This window comes from Rhodococcus sp. BP-241, from assembly GCF_019836145.1.
In the GTDB taxonomy this organism is placed as follows: domain Bacteria; phylum Actinomycetota; class Actinomycetes; order Mycobacteriales; family Mycobacteriaceae; genus Rhodococcoides.
The window spans coordinates 1-20,708 of the sequence record NZ_JABUEI010000005.1; the positions used below are offsets into that span (position 1 = coordinate 1).

Genomic DNA, 20,708 nt, shown 5'->3' on the forward strand with positions numbered 1-20,708 from the left:
GCGAGGAACTGTTCCTTCTGGGCGGGGGAGGCGACGTGGGCGAGGAGGTGGACGTTGCCCTCGTCGGGGGCGCCGATGTTCGTCGCGATCGGTCCGAAGAGGGAGTAGCCCGCTTCCTCGAACACGGGGGCGCGGTCGCTCATGGACAGTCCGCCGCCGCCGTACTCGCGGGGCGCGTGGGGGGCGAACACCGCCGCGTCCTTCGCCGCTGCCTGCAACTCTCGGCGCAGGTCGTCGCCGCCGGCGGCGGTCACGTCACCGAGGAATTTGTCCTCGATGGGCAGGACGTGCTCGCGGGTGAACGTGCGAGTGCGCTCGATCCACTCGCGAACGACGGGGTCGTAGGTCAGATCGATGGCCATGCTGGTTCCCTCTTCCTTGTTCCACGAGCGTTCGCCCGGTGGATCGTCGTGCGGTGACGTGGTTCGTCGATCACGCGGTCGTCGGCGACGGCTTGTCCGCGAGGTGCACCGGTGGCGGCGACCATCGCTCGGTCAGCGCGTCCTCGTGGGGTCGATACATGCGTAGTACGAGGAAGAACGGACGCGCCGGAGCGGGAAGCCAGGATCGCGCATCGTCGTGACCATCGGGTCGTCCGTGGCCGATCACGATCCGTGAGGGATTGGACACCCTGCCGTCCGGCGAGGTGATCGACCGGACGGAGAACACGTCGCCGGGCGCCTCGTACAGCCACCCGGTCTCGGCGTCGTAGAGGGTGACGCTCCAGAATGCCTCTGCCGGTGGTGGTTCGGAGAACTCGATATCGTAGGTGTGCCCGTCGGAGCCGGTCAGAGCGTTCCCGTCCGAGTTCACGTACGTGTTGTACGAGCAGTTCTCCTCGACGGCATTGGCTCCGAGCCCGACGAAGTTCATGACGGCGCGTGCCACGAAATTGTGTCCGTGTGCGCCCTTGTCGAGCACACGGGTCCACCCGGACGCCGTGCGTCGTCCCAGGCGGGATCGCGACGAGTCGAGAAGGGCCATCGCGCGGGTGAAGCCGATGTCGGCGCCTCGAGACATCACCTCGTCGAGATCGCCGACGTCCGGTGTGCCGGGGCCGACGTTCAGCTGTCGGAACTGATGCACGTGCGACAGGTCCTGCACGGGGACACCGTTGACGGCCACCACGGTGTCGAGGGCCGTCAGGAAAGCGGCCGCGGACGACTCCACGTCCTCGCGGTGCAGAACGGGCCACGGGCGGGGTCGAGGAGCCGGACCGGTGATGACCACCGAGTCCTGCAGCGCCCGCACCGTGTCGATGTCGTCGGGGCCGCTGTGCACCTGAATGCGCATGAGTATCCACATCAGGAGGGTGGGCACGTCGAAGACGACGGCGTCGGACGGCAGTGCGGTCGCGGTGCCGTCCTGGCCGGGCGCGGTGACCACGATCGTCCGCGGGCCGTCCGGATACGTGCGCGCACTGACGTTGCTCACGTTGCTGTGGGCGTCGACGAACTCGAGGGTGTAGTACCTGCTGCCGAATTCCGGCAGGTCGATGGTCACCGGCCCCTCGGTCAGGTCCAGCCAGGCATTGGAATACACCGTGTCGACGTTCGGAACGCGGAAATGCCGGAAGTCCGAACGTGCCAGGCTTCTTTCGTGCTCCAGCGTGTTCAGCGTCCAGGGCGCACCGTCGGAGACCGGCGCGCACTGCGTGCACATGCTCGCGTACTGGAGGACGGCCGGCATGCCGTAGAGCACGGCCTGCTGGGCGAGCACGGACGCGAGCGTGAGGGTCTCGTCGGTTCCGACCGGCCGGACGTCGTCGGCCGCCGACTCCTGGAACTGGTCGAGGCGAGTGGGGTCGTACGACGTCGGGCCGATCGCGGGGTCGGCTTTTCGTGTTCGCGTCATCCGATGCTCCTTCGGCCGGTGGAGTGACGTGCACGTGGTCGTGCCTCCACTCTTGACACAGATCACACTACTTGGTGAACTGATGTCAGTTCAACAAAGGAGATGAACATGGGTTTTCTCGGTGGATCGGCGCGGATGAGGACGATCGCTGCGGTCGGGGTGATGGCTCTGGCGATGACGGCGTGCGGGAGCGGCGGAGGAGGTGGCACCGCCGCCGTGGAGGGGAGCTGGGACGACGTGGTCGCCGCCGCGAAGTCGGAGGGATCGGTGATGCTCTACTCGAGCCAGAACACCACGATCCTCGACAGCGTGAAGCGCGCGTGGAGCGAGACCTATCCCGAGATCACTCTCGACTTCGTCCGCGGAACGGACGCGGATCTGAATCCTCGTGTCGAGACCGAGAACAAGACCGGTAAGGGCACGGCGGACGTACACGTGGTCACGGACACGGCATGGATCGCGTCGGCGGCGGAGTCCGGCGCGTACTCCCAGTCTCTGAAGGGCGACGCGTTCGACGATCCGGACTACGGACGGGACCGCAGCGTCAAGAACGACAGGTTCTTCCTCGACGTCGCCGCCACCTTCGGCATGGGGTGGAACACGGGAACCGTGCCGGCCGGACTCACCGATCCGCGCGATGTGTTGCGCCCCGAGTACCGAGGCAAGGTGGGCGTGGTCAACCCTGTCGGCATCGCGTCCTACGTGGATCTCTACCGCTTCTACCGCGAGAACTTCGGCGACGATTTCGTGGACCAGCTCGCCGAGCAGCAGCCTCGTATCTACCCGAGCTCGCTGGGGGTCGCGCAGGCACTCACCTCCGGTGAGGTCGTCGTCTCCCCCATGGTCCAGCCTCTCGTGCAGGAGGTCGCGTCCGGAGCTCCGGTGAACTGGGCGCTCCCGACGCCGTCGTGGGGAACACCGTTCTACGGTCACGTTACGTCGGTCGCGCCTCATCCCAACGCTGCGCAGGTTCTGGCCGACTTCCTGGTCAGCCCCGAAGGGCAACGGGCGCAGGCGATCGGGGTCGCGACTGCGCTGCCCGGTATCGACGGCGCGACCGCCGACGCCCATGACATCGCCGGGCCCGATCCGACACAACTCACTCCCAAGTTCATCGAGCGGGAATCGCGTGAGTGGGAGCAGAAGTTCCAGGGCTGACCGAGGCACGGAACGGCCCCGGGCTCAGTACCCGGGGCCGAACGTCACGGTGCGGGCCACGATCAGTGCCAGGATGCCGAGGCTCGCAGTGAGGACTGCCAGTACATGAGCGCGCGCCGGGATTCCTTGCGGCGCGTCCGGGCCGGCGTCCGCGCGCCTGCGCTTCCGTATCCGGACGATGTCGACGACGAGCGCAGCGACGGCGCCGGTCAGTACGACGCCGGCGGCTACAGCGGTCGGTACGTCACCCTGGTGGGTGGCCAGGCGCAGACCCACCAGGGCGCACACCGCCACCGAGCACTCGGTGCGCCGCCAGGCGAGCGCCGTCCGTTCGACCTGGAGACCACCGTCCCCGAGTGCGCCCGCAGGCCTTCCCTCGGGTGGTCCCGTCACGAGAAGACCGACCAGACGACCAGCGCTGCGGCCACCGCCAGCAGGATGGCCAGGGGTGCTCCGACACGAGGGGACGGAAGCGGTCGATTTCGGCGCAGGCTCGATTCGACTGCGCCCCAGGCCCACCACGCGTGCAGCGGCAGAACGGCGGAGCAGCCGATGAGGAGCACGGATGCGATGCGAGCCGGCGTCGTGTTCCCGCCGACGTCGAACACGTCGAGCGCGACACCGGCAGCCATGAGCGCCAACGATGTTCGAATCCACGCGAGATACGTTCGCTCGTTCGCCAAGCTGAACCGTGCGTCCGGTTCGGCGCCGACGGAGTACACCCGACGCGGGCGTCGGCGATCGTCCACGTTGTCCCGGGGCATGGATTCTCCTGACACTCGAGGGTCTGCGATGGCGCTACTGTTCTTCTAGCCTTATCGAACTCACTTCAGTTATGGTCGACAGGTGACCGTATGTGACAGCACGGCCGATGTCGACGAGTGGTTCCGCGACGCGCGCGCACTCCAGATCTGGGGATTCCCCCTCGTCTTCGCTCAGCGACTGCGTCTCCGATTCACATCCCCGCTCGAGCCCCACGTCGACCGACCGCTCACCTCCGCGGGCGCCGCGCTGAACACGATGGGGCATCAGCGCCGACTGTCCGATCCCACTCTCACCGCGGGAGTGGCTCCCAACGTGGACACGCTGTACTCACTGGCCTTCGTCGACCTCGACGCCGGGTCGGTCGCGTTACGGATGCCCGATCTCGGTGACCGCTACTACAGCGTCCAGATCGGCGAGGCGGACTCGACGACCATCGCCGTACAGGGTCAGCGGACCCACGGGAGCCGATTGCCGACACTGCGTATCGCTCGCGCGGGCAGCGAGGTGGTCACGGCGGACGACGAACTACTGGTGGCCTGCCGCACGCGTCACGTCATGGTTGCTGTTCGCATCCTGGTGCGACCGGACGATGCCGAGGATCTCCGGCGGGTGATCGCGTTGCAGGACTCCATCGTGCTGGACGGGCCGCCTGCGCCCGGACCTGCGGGTGACGCAGCCACCCGCGCACTCGTCCTTCGCGAACGGGACGACGAGCTACGCGATCCCGAGGGTTTTCTCGACTCTCTGGACCACGCCGTCGCCGGTGTCGCGACGGCCGACGTGCCACCCGTGGTCCGCGAGAGCATGGCGCGACTGCGCGGAGCGTTGCACACGGGGGAGCAGTCCACCCGAGCACGTTCGCAGTTCGCAGCAGGGTTGTCCGACGGCCTGGACGCGATCGCCGACCGGGTGGGGTCACTGGGTCGAACGACGAACGGCTGGTCGGTCAACGAACTCGGTACGGATTTCGGCGACGACCATCTTCTGCGCGCGGCCGTCGCGTTGTCTCAGATCTACGTCAACCCCGCGGACGAGGCGCTGTACCCGGTGTGCGAGGTGGACGAGGGCGGACACCAGCTCTCGGGTGAGCACTCCTACGACATCACCTTCGCGGCCGACCGGATGCCTCCGGCGCGCTTCTTCTGGTCTCTCACCGTCTACCACAAGCGAGGACTGTTGTGTCAGAACGCGATCGACCGATATGCGATCACCGACCGCACGCCCGGCCTGACGATGGCGGACGACGGATCGTTGGTCGTTCGACTCGCGACGACAGCCCCCGCGGAGGGGGCGGGCAACTGGCTCCCGACGCCGTCCGGGGACTTCCGGTTGATGCTGCGGCTGTACGGGCCCTCGGACAGGGGGTGGAGCCCGCCGGTCGTTCGGCGGATGTCCGGCGGGTCGTCGACGACTGTGGGTCACCGATGACCGACACGCGATCCGGAGCGACGGAACTCGGGCCGGTGTCTCGACGGGTGCTGTGCGAGTTCGCGTCTCGGGTCGGTGGCCCCCTACCGAGCAACACCGCGGTGGCCCGCGCTCTCCACATCAGCGAGCCGCACCTACGGCGCCTGCTCGCCGGTGAGTCGACCACTCTGGGTGCTCTGCGTGCTCGACACGACGCCGCCCGCGCGGTGGAGGCGCTTCGGCGCGGCGAGGCCCTGGACATCGTGTCGGCCCGATTGGGCTACTCGGAACCACGGGCGTTCCGGCGCGCCTTCCGGCGGTGGACCGGGATGACCCCGAGCGCGGTAGGTGCGGCATGACCGAGGTGACCTCGACCCGTCATGTCGTGTTGCGCTCGTGGCCGAACGGCGCACTGACGAGTGGTGACCTCGAGGTGGTGGCGGCCCCGGTGCCCGTGCTCCGTTCCGGCGACGTGCTCGTCCGCAACACGTGGCTCTCGATCGATCCGTCGATCCGAATCCGGCTGTCGAGGCAGACGCCGGGAGGCTATCTCCCGCCCTTCGCGCCGGGGCAGGCACTGGGAGGTCTCGCTCTCGGCGTCGTCGAACAGTCGGAGAGCTCCGCTTTCGCTGTCGGTGACATCGTCACTCACACACTGGGTTTCCGTGAGCACGCCCTCATCTCGGCCGACACCGCGACGATCGGTGGCTACGGGTCACCCACCGTCGTCCGTCCGGGCGGTCTGCCCGAACAGTGGTTCCTCGGGCCCCTGGGCAGTTCCGGTCTCACCGCGTACGCGGGGATGATCGGCATCCTCGACGTGGGGCCCGCGGACACGGTGTGGGTGTCGTCCGCTGCCGGTGCGGTCGGTGGGCTCGCGGCGGGACTCGCGGTGGCACGAGGGGCCACCGTCATCGGATCGGCAGGGTCCGCGGCCAAGGTGGCCCATCTGCGAGCGTCCGGCCTGGCGGACGCCTTCGATCATCACGAATCTCTGCCCGCGGCGGTGGCCGCCGCGGCGCCGGACGGCATCGACGCGTACTTCGACTGTGTCGGCGGTGATCACCTGACTGCAGCGATCGACGCACTCCGACCGAACGGACGTATCGCGATGTGCGGCCAGATGTCCCAGTACGACGCGGCCGACGCGCCGAGTCTTCCCGGCAACCTGTTCCAGTTCGTGTCGAAGAATCTGTCGATGCGGGGGTACCGGGCCGGATCGTTCCTGCACCTCGAAGCCGACATGCGCGCGGAGATCACCTCCCTCATCGACGCGGCCCGTCTCGGGTACGACGAATGGGTGTTTGACGGGCTCGATTCGGCCCCGGCCGCACTGGTCTCGATGCTGGCAGGGGAGAACATAGGTAAGACGCTCGTCCGACTGGGATGACCTCGCGGGCGTCACCGTCGGAACTCAGTCGGCGGAGAGGGAGTCGAGCAGCGTTGCGAGGCGGTCGGGGGCGCTGATCATCGGCATGTGTCCGGAGTCCATGTGCACGACGTGCCCCGACCCGGCTCCGGCGCGGACCAGTGCGGACGAGGCTTCCTGCAGTTCCGGCGGGTAGCACGTGTCCCTCGCCGTCCGGATGTAGGTGCGGGGGACGTCGACCCGGAGGCCGGAGAGATCGACGGTCTCGGTGAGCAGCGCGCCGGAGTCGTCGACGAGCTGCTCGAGAGTCCACGCGGTCTGCTCGTCGTCCATGTCGTTGCACAACATGGCCTGTGCCCCCTCGGGGCCCTGGACGTATCTGCCGTCCACGATGGACGCCTTCACGATGTCGCGAACCGCAGGATCGATCCCGTCGATCACCGCCGTTCCGTCCGGCGGGACCACCGCGGCCAGGAAGACCACGTGCCGGACACGGTCCTGCAGCCTGTCGAGAACGCGCGGGACCGACACTCCGGCGAACGAGTGGGCCACCAGCACGATGTCGGTGACATTCTCTCCACGTCCGCAACGATTGCGTCGGCGCAGTCCTCCAGGGTGACGGTGCGCAGGTCGATGTCTGCGCGTTCACCGCGGCCGGGAAGGTCGACCGCGACCACGCGACCGGTCAAACGCGGTACGAGGCGGTCCCAACACGACGCGCCCATTCCGGCACCGTGCACGAGTACGAACGACATGATGTGTCTCCACTTCTTTCGTGATGTGCCGCTGCTGCGGTTCAGCGGCATCGGGATTCTAGAGTTCTGCGCCTGTTCGATATCCCTCTGCGATCGCGTGACCGATGCGCCGTGGTGTGACGCAATCTCCGATGACGCTGACGGTGGAGCTCGAGTCCAGTCCGAACGACGACAGTGCCACTCGCGGCTGGTGCCACACGATGGCGGCGTCCTCGTAGGGCAGGTCGCCGGCCCCGAAGATCGGGCGCAAGGTCACCGGATCTGCCGGGTCGTCGGGAACGTGAAGGGCATGCGCGACCTTGACGTCGACCCCTGCGTCACCCAGTCGATCGAGCAGCGGTCCTGCACTCTCGGTGGGGATTCGGGACGCGAGAGCCGTGAGCGTCGTGGCCACGGTGACCTCCCAGCCACGCTGCACGAGTGCTTCGGCTGCGCTGTACGCCGGCCAGAAGCCGTCACCGTCGTCGAACACCACCACCCTGCCCGCATCGCTCGATACGCGGCCGAGCAGAACGTCGTCGACGCTGTAGGCGGTCCGCGTCCGGAGGGACGGGGTCACGTCCGCGGGACGCGATCCTGTCGCCACCACGATGTGGTCCGACGCGGAGCGAATCTCGTCCAGGTCGTCCTCGCCGATTCCGGCCGACAGGTGAACCTCGACCTTCAGCCGACGCATCTCACGTTCCAGATAGTCGACGATGTCGATGAGCGTCGCGCGATGGGGCGCCGAGGCAGCGACGCGTACGGATCCTCCGAGGGCACTGCTCTTCTCGAACACGGTGACGCGGTGGCCCCTCCCTGCGGCCACGCGAGCGGCTTCCAGGCCGGCGGGGCCGCCGCCGATCACGATGACGTCCTTCGTCGCGCGGGCTCGTCGACCGACGTCGACGTGTCGACCGCGCCCGATCTCGGCATTGACCGCGCAGTGCAGATGCGGGTCGAAGGCCCTGCAGTCCTGGTTGACGCCGAGGCAACCGCGTATCTCGTCGAGGCGACCGGTTCGGGACTTGTTCGGCAGTTCGGGGTCCGCTATCAGCGCCCGTGCCATGCCGACCATGTCCACCTGTCCGGTCTTGATGGCGTGGTCCGCAACGCCCGCATCGCGTATTCGCTGTCCGACGAGAGTCGGTGTCCCGGTCGCAGATCGGACCCTCGCAGCCGACGGGATCGCGACCGCGTCCGCGCCGGTGGAATCCTTGACGTACTTCCCGCGGGTGCCGTGGGTGATGCTGAAGTAGTCGACGCCGACCGCGGCCACGTTCTCGGCGATACGAACGCAGTCGTCGATCGTCATTCCGCCGGGGATCTCCTCCTCCCCGCTCAACCTCACTCCGAGCACGAGCCCCGCGGGCATCTCCGACCGCATCGCCTCGATCACCATACGGGTGAAGCGCATTCGGCCGTCGAACGAGCCGCCGAAATCGTCCGTCCGTCGGTTCGTGAGCGGGGACATGAACTGAGCGGGGAGGTACCCGTGCGCAGCATGGAGCTCCACCCCGTCGACGCCTGCTCGCACCAGGTTTCGCGTCGAGGTGCGCCATCCCTCGACGATGTCCTCGATCTCCGCGACCGACAGTTCGTGGGGTGGGTAGGCGTCGCGCGCGGTCTTGATCGCCGAGGGCGCGGAGGGCGGCGCATCCGATTCGCCGCCGATGAATTCACGTCCGAGATGGCAGAGTTGGCCGATGAATCGTGCGTCGTGTCGATGCGCCGCAGACACTTTGGCCGCTGTGCTCGGAATGACCTCGACCCGGTAGGCCTCGATCAGCTTGCGCGATCGCAGCGTCGTCGTCGGGTGCACGACCGTGGCACCCCCGATGATCAAGCCCACTCCACCCGCGGCCAGACGCTCGACGTGCTCGGTGTCCCCGTGGGTGGGCACACCGTCGACGTGCCCGCCGGGAGCGCGACCAGTCGGTTCTTCAGCGTGAGTCCGCCGATCCGGATCGGTGAGAAGAGGTGGGGAAAGTGGTCGTTCATGCGGACTCGGTTCTGTCGGCGGGTGTTCTGGGGCGGACGAGGACTCGAACACGCGGTTCCTCCGCCAGGTCGAGCGCGAGGTCGGTTCGGACGAGCCGTTCCGGAACTGTGAGACGCACGGTCTCCTGGGCGGAGTACTCGGCCCAGTTCCGGAAGGTGCAGAACTCGACGTACGTCGAGGCGGAGTCGCTCACCCTGGTCAGCGCCCATCGCGATGCGCCGAGGCGCAGGCGCGACGACCTCAGACGAGTCATGGCGTGGACGAAGTGGTCCGCCCGCTGCGGACGGACCACGTACGTCGTCTCGACGACGATCGTCGCGCCACGATGACCCGGTTCGAGTTCCGGCGGTCCGGCGGCACCGGACGGGTCGGGCGCGATGGAGTCGCTGGGCAGAATGCCTCGGCGCAGCAGTCCGATCGACGACACCGACATCGCGACGGCGGAGAGTGCGACAGCGGAGACGAGCCCCATCGTGTCGGCGAGGAACCCCCACAAGAGGGCGCCGACCGCTTGGCTGCCCTGGAACGTCAGCATCACGACGGCGATGACTCGGGCCTTGATCCACGGTGGCACGACCGCGTGCGTCGCGATCATCCACGTGCTCTGCACGCCCACCCAGGCCGCGCCGACCATCACCAGTAGAGCGAACACGACCGGCATCCACGGCACGACGGCGAGACCGAGCAGAACCAGTGCGTACGCGGCAGAACCCAGGGCCGCGAACACGTTCCAGCTCAGGCGTCGTCGCAGCGGCATCGAGGCGATGGTGCCCGCCACCGCGCCGACACCGATCGCCCCGGACAACACTCCGAACTCGAACGTCGTCACGTGGAGCATCTCGTACGCCACGAGCGGCAGCAGAGCCCACAGGCAGCTCGCCGGCAGGCCGAACATCACGACACGGAACAACAGTCTCCGCGTCCATCGCGAATGACGGATGAACCGCAGACTCGTCGCCACCGATTCGAGAACCGACTCGGTCCTGGGAACTCGCCCGGACCGAGGCGGGATCTGACCGGCCGCCAGGACGACGCAGATCGCGAACACGACCGTGACGAGAGCGAAGGTCGAGGTGGCGCCCCATGCGGCCAGGAGTGCCCCGCCGAGTACCGGACCGATGGCGCGTGCACCGTTGAAGATGGCGCCGTCGATCGCGGGCACGACGGTCATCATCTCGCGGGTCGCCAGCGTCGGCAGCAGCGATTGCCAGACGATCGCCACCGACGCCAGACCGCACCCCGACAGGAACACGGCCGCCATCAGAACCGGCATCGTCGCGAGGTCGAGGACCTGGAGCACCGTGAGCACTGCCGACGTGACCAACAGACCGATCGCCGTGCCGGTCAGCAGAGTTCGATGGCCGGCGTGCTCCGCTATCGCGCCGAGGGGGAGGGAGAGCAGAAAGAAGGGCAGGCTGGCGGCGAACTGGACGCCCGACACTGCGAACGCGGATTCTCCTGCTCGGGTCAGGGTCCACTGGACCGCCAGAACCAGGATCCAGATGCCGATGGCGGCGCCGAGTTCGAAACCCAACATCATGCGTAATCGGCGCACACGCAACGGCGTCAGGAGTGTGACGGTCGGTGGTCGTGTCATGGCCTGTGCCCCTTCGCCGCCCGCCGGCATCACCGGATGAAGCCCGACGTCACCGGATGAAACGCTGTTCCCACTCCGCCTGGTACTCGGTGACCGCTGCGGGGTCGAGGTCCGCGGGGTCGGTCAGTGCGATGTCCTGTGCGCGTCCGACCGACTCCGGGATGTTCGGCAGCACACTCGCGTACCCCTTCGACAACGCCTGCTGGCCCTCGGGGGAGACGAGGAAGTCGGCGAGAAGTTGCGCTGCATTCGGGTGCGGTGCGGACGCGAGAACATGGGAGTAGTAGGGGGCGCCCCACGCCGGGTCCGGCCTGAACCACCCGACGGGTGCGCCTGCCTCCTGCTCGCGCACGAGGGGTTGGACCATCGGCGTGGCGATGATCTCTCCGGACCCGAGGCCCTGTGCGACGGCCAGAACACCGGGATAGACACGTGGCTCGTTCTGCGCGAGTTCGTCGGTGTAGTCGGGTGACCAGTTGCGGTCGAAGAACCGGAACTGATCGGTCACGGCGGCGAAGCCCGCAGGATTGACGACGCCGACACGTCCCCGCAGTTCGGGAGCCAGGAGATCCTCCGGACTGTCGAGACCGTCCGGCAGTGCCGTGGTGTTCCAGCCGAGCCCCAGAACGGCCGCGCTGGTGAGGAAGAGCTTGTCGTTCACCACGCTGGTGTCTCGACCGTAGTCGGGGTTGTCGAACGAGGGGCCGACGACGTTCACCGAGTACTCGCCCGAGTCGGCGGCCGCGCGGATCCACGCGGGGTCGGTGGTCATGTGGACGTCGCCGATCCCGCGCCCGGACTTGTGCTCCGCGTCCACGCGGGGGTTCAGCTCGACGTCGGAACCTCGCGTGAACTCCACCGTGATGCCCGGATACGTCGCTTCGAATCCGGCTTTCACCGAGGCGAGGTTGTCGGGGTGCTGCGACGAGTACAGGTAGACGGATCCCTCGTCCTTCGCCGCGGCGACCACGTCGTCCCACGTGCCCGACACCGGTCCGGACGCTGTCGCCCCACCGCTGCAGGCCGCCGACAACCCGACTGCGGCTGCCGATGTCAGCGCCGCGAGCGTACGACACCACGTGGTCATGAGGGTCTCCTGTCAGTTGTGGTCGACGGCGTCAGTCGAATGCGAGTTCGGGTGTCCGGCAGATGAGCAACCGGCGTATCGAGCCGGCCGCGTCGACCGATGCGCTCGCGTTGAAGGACGCCTCGAAGTCGCCGTCTCGCGTGGTCCGCCCCAGTACGAGTTCCACGTCGCCCACCCGGGATCCGACGTCGATGTGATGGACGAGGGTGCTCTTCTCACGCTGGGCGAGGTAGAGGACGAGTCCCTCTCTGTCGCCGACGAATTCGGCGGACGCTCCCTCCCCACGGGAGAACTGCACGGACATCCGGAAGTCGTCCGTGATCATGGTCAGCACCCGGTCGGGATCTTCGGAGTCCATGTACGAGAACCATGTTCGCAGGACTGCTGTCGCATCGGTCGTCATCGTCGTGCTCCTGTCGGGTCGGTCGAGGGCGCGTCGGAACCGGCCCACGGCACCAGTGCGTGGTCGGGATCGAACGACACCTGGTAGCGGTCGATCAGTCCGTTCTCGTCGAGGTGCATCGCCGCGACGAAATATCCCGTCACGACATCGCCGTGCTCGGTGACGGCTCCCTGGGCGAACTGGACGTCGCCGTCCTGTGCGCGTCGCAGCAGTCGATGCTGCCGGCCGACAGGGGGACGTCCGGTGAGGTAGTCGAGCATCGCGGCGCGACCGGTGCCGGCTCGGGCTCCCGTCGGGACGATCATCACGAAGGAGACGCTCTCCGCCAGCATGTCGGTCGCCTGCTCGAGCTCACCGCTGTCGAGGGTGGCGTAGTAGGACTCGATTCGAAGCATGAACCGAACTTAGTTCAAGAAAAGTCCGCACGTCACCCATTTCGCCGATACTCTCGAAACAGAACTGAACTCGACTCAGGAGTGTTATGTCTGCAGCGATCGACGACGTCACCTACTCACCCTGGCCGGAGGCGGAGCCCGCGGGCCTGATTCCCGGGCCGGAGCAGGCCGATCTCCGGTCCGCGATGCGCGCAGTACTGGCGCGGCACCGTGGGCGAGACGAGGGGGGCCCGACGGCACTGTGGCGGACACTCGTGGACGACATGGCCGTGACCATGCTGTCCGTTCCCGAGGATCGTGGCGGCCTCGGGTACGGGATGACGGACATGGCCGTGGTCCTGGAGGAGTGCGGCCGAGCGCTCGTGTCGGAACCGGTGCTGTTCGCGGCCGGTGTCGGCGTGCACGCGCTGCTCCGAGCTCCGGCCGGAACTGTGGACGAGTTGCTGTCCGGTGCCCTCGCCGGTGAACTCCGCGTCGCGGTGCACCTGCCCGTGTCGCAGACGCGACGAGCGGCCACGCAGGTGATCACGGCCGACCACGCGGCAGACGGATGGCGTCTGAGCGGTGTCGCGACCGACATCGTTCACGGTGCGTCGGCCGATGTCGTCGTGGTCGGGGCGCACACGGCGGACGGCGCCCGAGTGTTCGCCGTACCCCTCTCCGACGCGGTGCGCGCCGTCCCGCGGACGGTCATCGACCCGACGCGGCCGCGCGCCGACGTGCACCTCGACTCGGCAGCGGCGTCCGTGCTCACCGAGGTGGCGGACACGGCCTCCGCTCTCGACGACCTGACAGCGCGAGCGACGATCGGGCTGGCGAGCGAGCACACGGGAATCGCCGATCGCATGCTGGAGATGACCGTCGAGTACGTCACCACCAGGCAGCAGTTCGGTCGGCCCGTCGGCTCCTTCCAGGCCGTGAAACACCGACTCGCCGACCTGCTCCTCTCTCTCGAACGAGCGCGATCGGCATCCCGCTTCGCTGCTGCGCTCCACGACAGCTCCCCGGACCGTGCCGCGCTCGCGGTCGCGATCGCCGGCGCCGTGTGCACGGAGGTCGCGTCCGAGTCGGTCGCCGAGGCTGTGCAGCTGCACGGTGGCGTCGGCTTCACGTGGGAGCACCAGGCGCACAGATACTTTCGCCGAGCTACCGGTGACGAGGCGCTGCTCGGCGATGCGGTGTACCACCGCCGCCGCATCGCAGACCTCATCGGGCTGAACCCGGTTCGAGTCGAGGGTTGACGCGCTCGACCCCATGCCGTAAAACTGAAGTGAATCCAGTTCAAATCGTGACGCAGCCCAAGGAGATCCCATGATCGACACCGACCACATCCTGCTCGAGAAGGACGGCGACGTCGCTCGCGTCTGGCTCAACCGCCCGCACAAGAAGAACGCGGTGACTCCGGAGCTGCTGTACCGACTCGACGAGATCATCGCCGAGGTCGACGCCGACCCGAACCTCAAGGTCCTGGTCCTGCGCGGTGTGAACAACACCTTCTGCTCGGGGTTCGACCTCGACATCCTGCTGTCCGACTACGTCGGCAGTACCAACGCCATGGACGTGGCCGTGCTCTCGGCCAAGGTCTGCGATCGCCTGTATTCCATGAACACTCCGTCCGTCGCAGTCCTCGAGGGCTACGTCACCGCCGGTGGGTTCGAGCTCATGATCTCCTGCGACTTCGCCATCGCCGACGACGACGCCAAGATCGGCGACTTCCACATCCGCCGTGCACTGTTCGGCGGCGCAGGCCCCATCTACCGCCTGCCGCGCATGATCGGTATCCGCAAGACGAAGGAACTGATGCTGACCGGCAAGCTGCTCTCCGGTGTCGAGGCTGCCGACTTCGATCTCATCAACGCGTCCGCGCCGGCCGCCGAGCTGGACAAGACCGTCGAGGAGTTCATCGCGCAGCTCACCGACAAGAGCCCGTTCATGATGAAGCTGACCAAGATGACGATCGACCGCGGCCTCGACGCGGACATCCAGTCCCTCATGGTCATGGAGCATCTCGCCGTGGGCAACGCCCTGCAGTCCGAGGACGGACGAGAAGGCGTCACCGCGTTCCTCGAGAAGCGTGAGCCGAAGTGGGTCGGTCGCTGACCCTCGGCGAGACACGACGGACGAACGACGGTCGGCGGGGAGCGGAAGGAACACGATGACGAACAGTCTCGAGGCGCAGCGGGTCGTGCTGCAGGGCAGCCGATGCACCGTGTGCGGCACGGTCGCGTTCCCCGCGTCGACTCTCTGCTCCCGGTGCGTCACGCCCACGGCAGAACCCGTCGACCTGAGTACGTCGGGCACCGTGTGGGCCCACACGGTGCAGCGCTTCCCGCCCAAGTCGCCGCCGTACGTGCCACCCGTGGGCGGGTTCACCCCGTTCGCGGTCGGCTGGGTCGAGTTGAGCGAAGGCATCCGGATCGAGGCGATTCTCGACACCGAGAACGTCGACGACCTGCACGGAGCCCTCGTCCACCTCACGGCCGTCGTCCCGGTTCCCCGGTTCGAGGTCGTCGAGGCCGGTCCGTCGTCTGCACCGAGCACAGTGGGAGATACCGCATGAGCGAGTCCGTGGTCATCGTCGGAGTCGGGTTGTCGAAGTTCGGACGCCAACCCGGTGTCAGTGGCCGCGCGATGGCCGTCTCGGCCATCACCGCCGCGCTCGCCGACGCGGGAATCGCCTGGCCGGACGTCGATGTGGCGTTCGGCGGCAGCGACTCCGCCGGCCTCGCCGACACGCTCGTCAGCGAGCTCGGTTTCACCGGACTGCCGTTCACCAACGTGCGGAACGGCTGTGCCACCGGCGGCAGCGCCCTGTTCTCGGCGGTCAACGCCGTACGGGCGGGATCGGCGTCGATCGGCCTGGCCGTGGGCTTCGACAAGCACCCGCGCGGTGCCTTCGATCCCACGCCCGCGGAGTGGGGTCTGTCCGAGGGGTACGGCGAGGCGGGTCTCATGGTGACCACGCAGTTCTTCGGCGCGAAGATCTCCCGGTACATGCGCCAGCACGGCATCACCCCGGACACGCTCGCACGCGTCGCCGAGAAGTCCTACCGCAATGGCGCGCTCAATCCCAATGCGTGGCGCCGCGAACCCATGTCGGCCGAGGCGATCGCCTCCGCGGACATGGTGAACGATCCCCTCACCCGCTACATGTTCTGTTCGCCCGGCGAAGGCGGTGCGGCGGTGATCGTGGCCTCTCCCGAGGTGGCGGAGCGTCTGACGGGCCGGCCGATCCGGTTGCGCGCCATCACACATCGAACCCGGCGATTCGGTTCTTTCGAGGTCTTCAGTCCGTCCGTCCAGGGCGTCGGCGAGCCCACCAGCGTCAGCGCGGATGCTGCCGCGGCCGCCTTCGAACAGGCCGGAATCTCCCCGTCGGATGTCGACGTGGCCCAGCTGCAGGACACCGAGAGCGGCGCCGAACTCATGCACATGGCCGAGTGCGGCTTCTGCGAGCACGGCGAGCAGGAGCAGTGGATCGCCGAGGGAGCCACCGAGATCGGCGGGCGTCTACCCGTCAACACCGACGGTGGGTGCATCGCGAACGGTGAACCGATCGGCGCCTCCGGTCTGCGCCAGGTGCACGAGGTGGTCACCCAGTTGCGCGGCGAGGCCGGCGATCGTCAGGTGCCGGGCGGGCCGTCCATCGGCTTCACCCATGTCTACGGGGCACCGGGCATCAGCGCCTGCACCGTTCTGTCCGTCTGAACCAGTCCGATCCGACCAGCGAGGTCAGTCCATGAGTACCAGCACCGTGTCGTCCGACGTCCGAGCATTCACCGCCGAGGCGACGGCGTGGCTCAGCAGCGTGGCCGCACCGCGGACCAGCACGATTTGGGGCGAGGGCTCCGACTCGGTGGCCGTCTTCGAGAACTGGACGCCCGAGGAGGAACGCCGGCACACGGACGTCATCCGCGACTACGAACGACGGAAGTTCGACGCCGGCTGGGGTCCGCTCGACTGGCCCGCGGAATACGGTGGACGAGATCTCCCGCTGTCCCACGTACTCGCCTTCCGCCGCGCGGAGGACCGGTTCGATGTCCCGCGCCGCACCGAGATGTTCTCCGTGACACAGCAACTGGTGGCACCCACGATCGAGAAATGGGGCACGCCGGATCAGCGCGCAACGTACGTGCGCGCGATGCTGCGCACCGACCTCATGGCCTGCCAACTCTTCTCGGAGACCGAGGCCGGTTCCGACCTCGCTGCGGTCCGTACGCGCGCAGTCCGTGACGACGACGGGTGGGTGCTGAACGGCCACAAGGTCTGGACGTCGGGAGCCACCGTCTCGGACATCGGAGTGGCGGTGTGCCGCACCGATTCCTCGGTCCCGAAGCACAAAGGTCTCACCGTCTTCCTGGTCCCGATGGACGCGGAGGGCGTCACCATCCGCCCCATTCGGCAGATGACGGGCGGCAGCTCGTTCAACGAGGTGTACCTCGAGAACGTGCGGCTGACCGATGCGCACCGTCTCGGGCCGGAGGGACAGGGATGGCAGGTGGCTCTCACCGTGCTGGCGGCCGAACGGCTCGATGGCGGCAACCTCGGATTGGCGAACGCCGACCGGGCCGTGGAACTGGCGCGCAATCTGGGTCGGCCCCTCACCGAGATCGAGCTGGATCAGGTTGCTGATCTCGTTGTGCACAGCCATGTTCAGCGCGTCACCGCCATGCGCGTCGCCGGCGTCGTGGTCTCCGGACGCGATCCCGGCCCCGAGGCGTCCGTCGGCAAACTGCTGGCGACCACCACGATGTCCCGAACATCAGCGGCGGTCCGCCGGATGCTGGGCTCCGATCTGGTGTCCGACACCGGTGAATGGGGCACGTTCGCCTGGACGGAACACGTCCTGGGCGCGCCCGGATACCGCATCGCCGGCGGCACCGACGAGATCCAACACAACATCATCGCCGAGCGCGTTCTCGGCCTTCCCCGAGAGCCGAGGCCGTGACCACCGACGACACGACACACTCCGCACTGCAGCAGCGCGTCGCCGAGAAGCTGGAGGCCGGCGGCCTCGGATCGCTGCGCAGCTTCGATCCACTCCTCGGCGGGCACTCCGGTCTGACCTACCGCGTGCGGACCGACGACGCCGAGTTGGTGGTCAAGGCCGTGCCCGCAGGGCAGCGCCCCGTCGGGCGCCACGACATGCTGCGGCAGGCGACCATCATGCGGGAACTCGCGGGTACGTCGGTGCCGGTGCCCACGATCGTGATGGTCGATGACACCGAGCCCTCCTGGTACGCCATGACATTCGTCCGCGGTGAGTCGCTCGAGCCTGTTCTGGACGATCCGGCCGTCGACCCGGAGCTGGCGGCCGCGCGCATGCGGCGTGCGGCGGCGGTCCTGCCCGAGCTGCACGCGGTCGATCACCGAGCTGTGCCCGACGCCGGTCCCACGCTCTCACCGGGTGACGAACTCGCCCGGTGGGCTCGCACGCTCGGCGCCGTTCCACCGGAACTGGTGGAGGGCGGAGACAGACTGCTGAGCCTTCTCGGTGCCCGCGTCCCGGATGCGGTCTCGTCGACGCTGGTGCACGGTGACTATCGCCTGGGCAATCTGATCGCGGACGGTACCGAGCCGGTCGCGCTCATCGACTGGGAGATCTGGAGTGTGGGCGACCCCCGTGTCGAGCTGGGGTGGTTCCTCGTCTTCGCCGACGGCGACAACTTCCCCGGTGTCGGGCGGTCCGTCCCCGGTCTGCCGAGCGCCGACGAGTTGGTGGAGATCTACGCCGGTGCGGGACGCGACCTGCCCGATCTGCCGTGGTTCGACGCCCTGGGGCGACTCAAGATGGCCGCCATCATGGGGCACAACCTGCGTCGTCACTGGGAGGGCCGTCATCACGATCCGGACCAGGAGAAGCTGCCCGCCACCATCTCTCGGCTGATCGACACCGGCACCGCCCTGCTCGCCTGAGCTCCCTCGCCCTCGTATCCACTCGCCCGATCCGTCCTCCAGGAGGCCAACCGTGGACTTCTCCTACAGTGCTCGTACCGACGCGCTGCTCGAGACCCTCGAGACATTCATGACCGACCATGTTCTGCCCGCCGAGAAGGTGTACGACGCGCAGATCGCGGCGAACACGAACAAGCACGAGCAGCCGGCGGTGATGCGCGAACTGCAGGAGACCGCGCGCTCGCAGGGACTGTGGAACCTGTTCATGACGCACGACGGGCTCGGGGCCGGACTCACCAACCTCGAGTACGCCCCTCTCGCCGAGGTGGTCGGGCGCTCGATCATCGGCAACGAGGCCATCAACTGCTCCGCCCCGGACACCGGCAACATGGAGATCCTCGCCATGTTCGGTACCGAGGAGCAGAAGAAGGACTGGCTCGAGCCGTTGCTCGACTGTCGGATCCGGTCCGCGTTCGCCATGACCGAGCCGGCCGTGGCCAGCTCGGACGCCACCAACATCACCTCGACGATCCGGCGCGACGGTGACGAGTACGTGCTCAACGGCCGAAAGTGGTACACCTCGGGTGTTCTCGACCCGGACTGCAAGCTCATCATCTTCATGGGCAAGTCGGATCCGGACGGTCCGACCTACCGTCAGCAGAGCATGATCCTGGTTCCCGCCGACAGTCCCGGCATCGAGGTCCTGCGCGATCTCCCGATGTTCGGTTTCCACGACCGTCTCGGGCACGGCGACGTCCAGTTCACCGATGTCCGGGTGCCGGCCTCGAACATGCTGGGAGCTGAGGGCGACGGTTTCGCCATCGCGCAGGGTCGTCTCGGCCCCGGCCGGATGCACTACGCCATGCGCGCCGTCGGCATGGCCGAGCGCGCTCTGGAGATGATGTGCCGCCGTTCGCTCGACCGAGTGGCCTTCGGTGCCCCGCTCGCCGATCGCGGTGTCGTGCGTGAGTGGATCGCACGCAGTCGTATCGAGATCGACCAGATCCGACTGTTGGTCCTGAAGTCGTCCTGGATGATCGACACCCGCGGTAACGCCTCGGCGCGCTCCGAGGTCGCCGCGATCAAGGTCGCGGCGATGGAGGTGGCGCACAAGGTGGTCGACCGAGCCGTTCAGACGTTCGGAGCGGCCGGCGTCAGCGACGATTTCGTCCTGGCCCGCCTGCACGCCATCACCCGCGCCCTACAGATCGCAGACGGACCGAGCGAGGTCCATCTCCGGACCATCGCCCGCCTCGAGACGAAGAAGTACCGATGACCGACATGCATTCCCTCACCGGCAGAGTGGCCCTCGTGACCGGCGCGAGCCGCGGACTCGGCCTCGCCATCGCTCGTGGACTGCGCGACGCGGGCGCCACCGTCGTGGTGTCCAGCCGCAAACTCGAGGCGTGCGAGGAGGCAGTCGCCTCACTCGGACCGTCGACGGTGGGCAGCGCTCACGCCCGCGCTCTGCACGTCGGTCGCTGGGACGAGATCGAGCCCGCGGTCGACGCCATCGTCGACGAGTTCGGCTCGCTCGACATCGTGGTCAACAACGCCGGCATCGCACCGCTGTCCGAGAATCTCGTCGGAGTGAGGGAAGGGCTGTGGGACAAGACCATCGAGGTCAATCTCAAGGGGCCGTTCAGGCTGATGGCGGTGGCCGGAGCGCGGATGGCGGCCGCCGGGCGCGGGTCGATCATCAACATCTCGAGCATCGGAGCTGTTCGACCGAGCCCGCCCGAAGCCATGTACGCCGCGGCCAAGAACGGCCTCAATGCGCTGACCATGGCGTTCGCACAGGAGTATGCGCCGCACGTGCGAGTGAACTGCGTGATGCCCGGGGGATTTGCCACGGACATGGCCGAGCACTGGGACGACGAGTTCGTCGGCAAGATCGTCGACCGGCTGCCATCGGGACGTCTGGGTCGCCCCGAGGAGATCGCCGGTCTCGTCGTACATCTCGCGAGTGACGCCTCGTCATACACGACGGGTGCCATCATTCCCGTCGACGGCGGCCGCACCGCGGTCTACTGAGGAGGGCG

The 20,708-nt window shown here is 67.7% G+C and carries 23 protein-coding genes; 12 read left to right on the forward strand and 11 right to left on the reverse strand.

Features of this window, described 5'->3' with window-relative positions:
* Together HQ308_RS11875 and HQ308_RS11880 are read right to left on the reverse strand one after the other, a co-directional pair.
* A partial coding sequence (locus tag HQ308_RS11875) for an acyl-CoA dehydrogenase family protein (RefSeq protein ID WP_222646499.1) occupies positions 1 to 362 on the reverse strand: 362 nt, incomplete at its 3' end.
* 70 nt (positions 363 to 432) lie between these two features.
* On the reverse strand, positions 433 to 1,854 hold the full coding sequence (locus tag HQ308_RS11880; protein ID WP_222646500.1) for a DUF1254 domain-containing protein: 1,422 nt from the start codon (positions 1,852 to 1,854) through the stop codon (positions 433 to 435).
* A gap of 108 nt (positions 1,855 to 1,962) precedes the next feature.
* On the opposite strand from HQ308_RS11880, the gene HQ308_RS11885 reads away from it, so the two are divergent.
* A complete protein-coding gene (locus HQ308_RS11885) occupies positions 1,963 to 3,012 on the forward strand; it encodes an ABC transporter substrate-binding protein (protein ID WP_374198529.1) in 1,050 nt (349 codons plus the stop codon).
* Between the two features lie 24 nt (positions 3,013 to 3,036).
* Here the strand turns inward: HQ308_RS11885 and HQ308_RS11890 are convergent, their stop codons facing one another.
* Both HQ308_RS11890 and HQ308_RS11895 read right to left on the reverse strand, forming a co-directional pair.
* On the reverse strand, positions 3,037 to 3,405 hold the full coding sequence (locus HQ308_RS11890) for a DUF202 domain-containing protein (protein ID WP_222646501.1): 369 nt from the start codon (positions 3,403 to 3,405) through the stop codon (positions 3,037 to 3,039).
* Positions 3,402 to 3,776, reverse strand: coding sequence for a YidH family protein (locus HQ308_RS11895; protein WP_222646502.1), 375 nt, complete (start codon positions 3,774 to 3,776; stop codon positions 3,402 to 3,404). The genes HQ308_RS11890 and HQ308_RS11895 overlap by 4 nt, the downstream gene beginning before the upstream one ends.
* Before the next feature lie 82 nt (positions 3,777 to 3,858).
* Here HQ308_RS11895 and HQ308_RS11900 point away from each other — a divergent pair, with 82 nt between their 5' ends.
* The 3 genes from HQ308_RS11900 to HQ308_RS11910 are packed head-to-tail and all read left to right on the forward strand — an operon-like array spanning position 3,859 to position 6,574.
* Complete coding sequence (locus tag HQ308_RS11900; RefSeq protein WP_222646503.1) at positions 3,859 to 5,205, forward strand: DUF1254 domain-containing protein; 1,347 nt, start codon at positions 3,859 to 3,861, stop codon at positions 5,203 to 5,205.
* Entirely contained in the window at positions 5,202 to 5,543 is a 342-nt protein-coding gene (locus tag HQ308_RS11905; RefSeq protein ID WP_204865980.1) for a helix-turn-helix domain-containing protein, read from the forward strand. The genes HQ308_RS11900 and HQ308_RS11905 overlap by 4 nt, the downstream gene beginning before the upstream one ends.
* The gene (locus HQ308_RS11910; RefSeq protein WP_222646504.1) at positions 5,540 to 6,574 is read left to right on the forward strand and encodes an NADP-dependent oxidoreductase; all 1,035 of its coding nucleotides are present in this window, start codon (positions 5,540 to 5,542) and stop codon (positions 6,572 to 6,574) included. Before HQ308_RS11905 ends, HQ308_RS11910 begins: the two co-directional genes overlap by 4 nt.
* 24 nt (positions 6,575 to 6,598) lie before the next feature.
* Here the strand turns inward: HQ308_RS11910 and HQ308_RS11915 are convergent, their stop codons facing one another.
* From HQ308_RS11915 to HQ308_RS11940, 7 genes are all read right to left on the reverse strand, one after another.
* On the reverse strand, positions 6,599 to 7,105 hold the full coding sequence (locus HQ308_RS11915; RefSeq protein WP_308115764.1) for an alpha/beta fold hydrolase: 507 nt from the start codon (positions 7,103 to 7,105) through the stop codon (positions 6,599 to 6,601).
* Positions 6,991 to 7,359: an alpha/beta hydrolase gene (locus HQ308_RS22605; protein ID WP_308115765.1), complete on the reverse strand. Its 369-nt coding sequence runs from the start codon at positions 7,357 to 7,359 to the stop codon at positions 6,991 to 6,993. Before HQ308_RS22605 ends, HQ308_RS11915 begins: the two co-directional genes overlap by 115 nt.
* A gap of 7 nt (positions 7,360 to 7,366) precedes the next feature.
* Positions 7,367 to 9,190 (reverse strand): FAD-dependent oxidoreductase, encoded by a 1,824-nt coding sequence (locus HQ308_RS11920; RefSeq protein ID WP_308115766.1) that lies wholly within the window; start codon positions 9,188 to 9,190, stop codon positions 7,367 to 7,369.
* 94 nt (positions 9,191 to 9,284) lie between these two features.
* Entirely contained in the window at positions 9,285 to 10,886 is a 1,602-nt protein-coding gene (locus HQ308_RS11925) for an MFS transporter (RefSeq protein WP_222646505.1), read from the reverse strand.
* A gap of 49 nt (positions 10,887 to 10,935) precedes the next feature.
* The gene (locus tag HQ308_RS11930) at positions 10,936 to 11,973 is read right to left on the reverse strand and encodes an ABC transporter substrate-binding protein (RefSeq protein WP_222646506.1); all 1,038 of its coding nucleotides are present in this window, start codon (positions 11,971 to 11,973) and stop codon (positions 10,936 to 10,938) included.
* Positions 11,974 to 12,004: 31 nt separating this feature from the next.
* A complete protein-coding gene (locus HQ308_RS11935) occupies positions 12,005 to 12,376 on the reverse strand; it encodes a hypothetical protein (RefSeq protein ID WP_222646507.1) in 372 nt (123 codons plus the stop codon).
* Positions 12,373 to 12,771 (reverse strand): nuclear transport factor 2 family protein, encoded by a 399-nt coding sequence (locus tag HQ308_RS11940; RefSeq protein ID WP_037184069.1) that lies wholly within the window; start codon positions 12,769 to 12,771, stop codon positions 12,373 to 12,375. Before HQ308_RS11940 ends, HQ308_RS11935 begins: the two co-directional genes overlap by 4 nt.
* Before the next feature lie 86 nt (positions 12,772 to 12,857).
* On the opposite strand from HQ308_RS11940, the gene HQ308_RS11945 reads away from it, so the two are divergent.
* From HQ308_RS11945 to HQ308_RS11980, 8 genes are all read left to right on the forward strand, one after another.
* Positions 12,858 to 14,012 (forward strand): acyl-CoA dehydrogenase family protein, encoded by a 1,155-nt coding sequence (locus HQ308_RS11945; protein ID WP_222646508.1) that lies wholly within the window; start codon positions 12,858 to 12,860, stop codon positions 14,010 to 14,012.
* 70 nt (positions 14,013 to 14,082) lie between these two features.
* Entirely contained in the window at positions 14,083 to 14,871 is a 789-nt protein-coding gene (locus HQ308_RS11950) for an enoyl-CoA hydratase/isomerase family protein (RefSeq protein WP_027504435.1), read from the forward strand.
* A 55-nt stretch (positions 14,872 to 14,926) separates the two neighbouring features.
* Positions 14,927 to 15,331 carry a Zn-ribbon domain-containing OB-fold protein gene (locus HQ308_RS11955; RefSeq protein WP_042575770.1) on the forward strand — a complete coding sequence of 135 codons (405 nt, stop codon included), beginning with the start codon at positions 14,927 to 14,929 and terminating at the stop codon, positions 15,329 to 15,331.
* On the forward strand, positions 15,328 to 16,479 hold the full coding sequence (locus HQ308_RS11960) for a thiolase family protein (protein WP_027504433.1): 1,152 nt from the start codon (positions 15,328 to 15,330) through the stop codon (positions 16,477 to 16,479). The genes HQ308_RS11955 and HQ308_RS11960 overlap by 4 nt, the downstream gene beginning before the upstream one ends.
* 31 nt (positions 16,480 to 16,510) lie before the next feature.
* Positions 16,511 to 17,719, forward strand: coding sequence for an acyl-CoA dehydrogenase family protein (locus HQ308_RS11965; protein ID WP_222646509.1), 1,209 nt, complete (start codon positions 16,511 to 16,513; stop codon positions 17,717 to 17,719).
* Entirely contained in the window at positions 17,716 to 18,687 is a 972-nt protein-coding gene (locus tag HQ308_RS11970; protein WP_222646510.1) for a phosphotransferase family protein, read from the forward strand. The genes HQ308_RS11965 and HQ308_RS11970 overlap by 4 nt, the downstream gene beginning before the upstream one ends.
* 52 nt (positions 18,688 to 18,739) lie before the next feature.
* On the forward strand, positions 18,740 to 19,942 hold the full coding sequence (locus tag HQ308_RS11975) for an acyl-CoA dehydrogenase family protein (RefSeq protein ID WP_222646511.1): 1,203 nt from the start codon (positions 18,740 to 18,742) through the stop codon (positions 19,940 to 19,942).
* Positions 19,939 to 20,700 carry an SDR family NAD(P)-dependent oxidoreductase gene (locus HQ308_RS11980; protein ID WP_374198530.1) on the forward strand — a complete coding sequence of 254 codons (762 nt, stop codon included), beginning with the start codon at positions 19,939 to 19,941 and terminating at the stop codon, positions 20,698 to 20,700. Before HQ308_RS11975 ends, HQ308_RS11980 begins: the two co-directional genes overlap by 4 nt.
* The last annotated feature ends 8 nt before the right edge of the window (positions 20,701 to 20,708 follow it).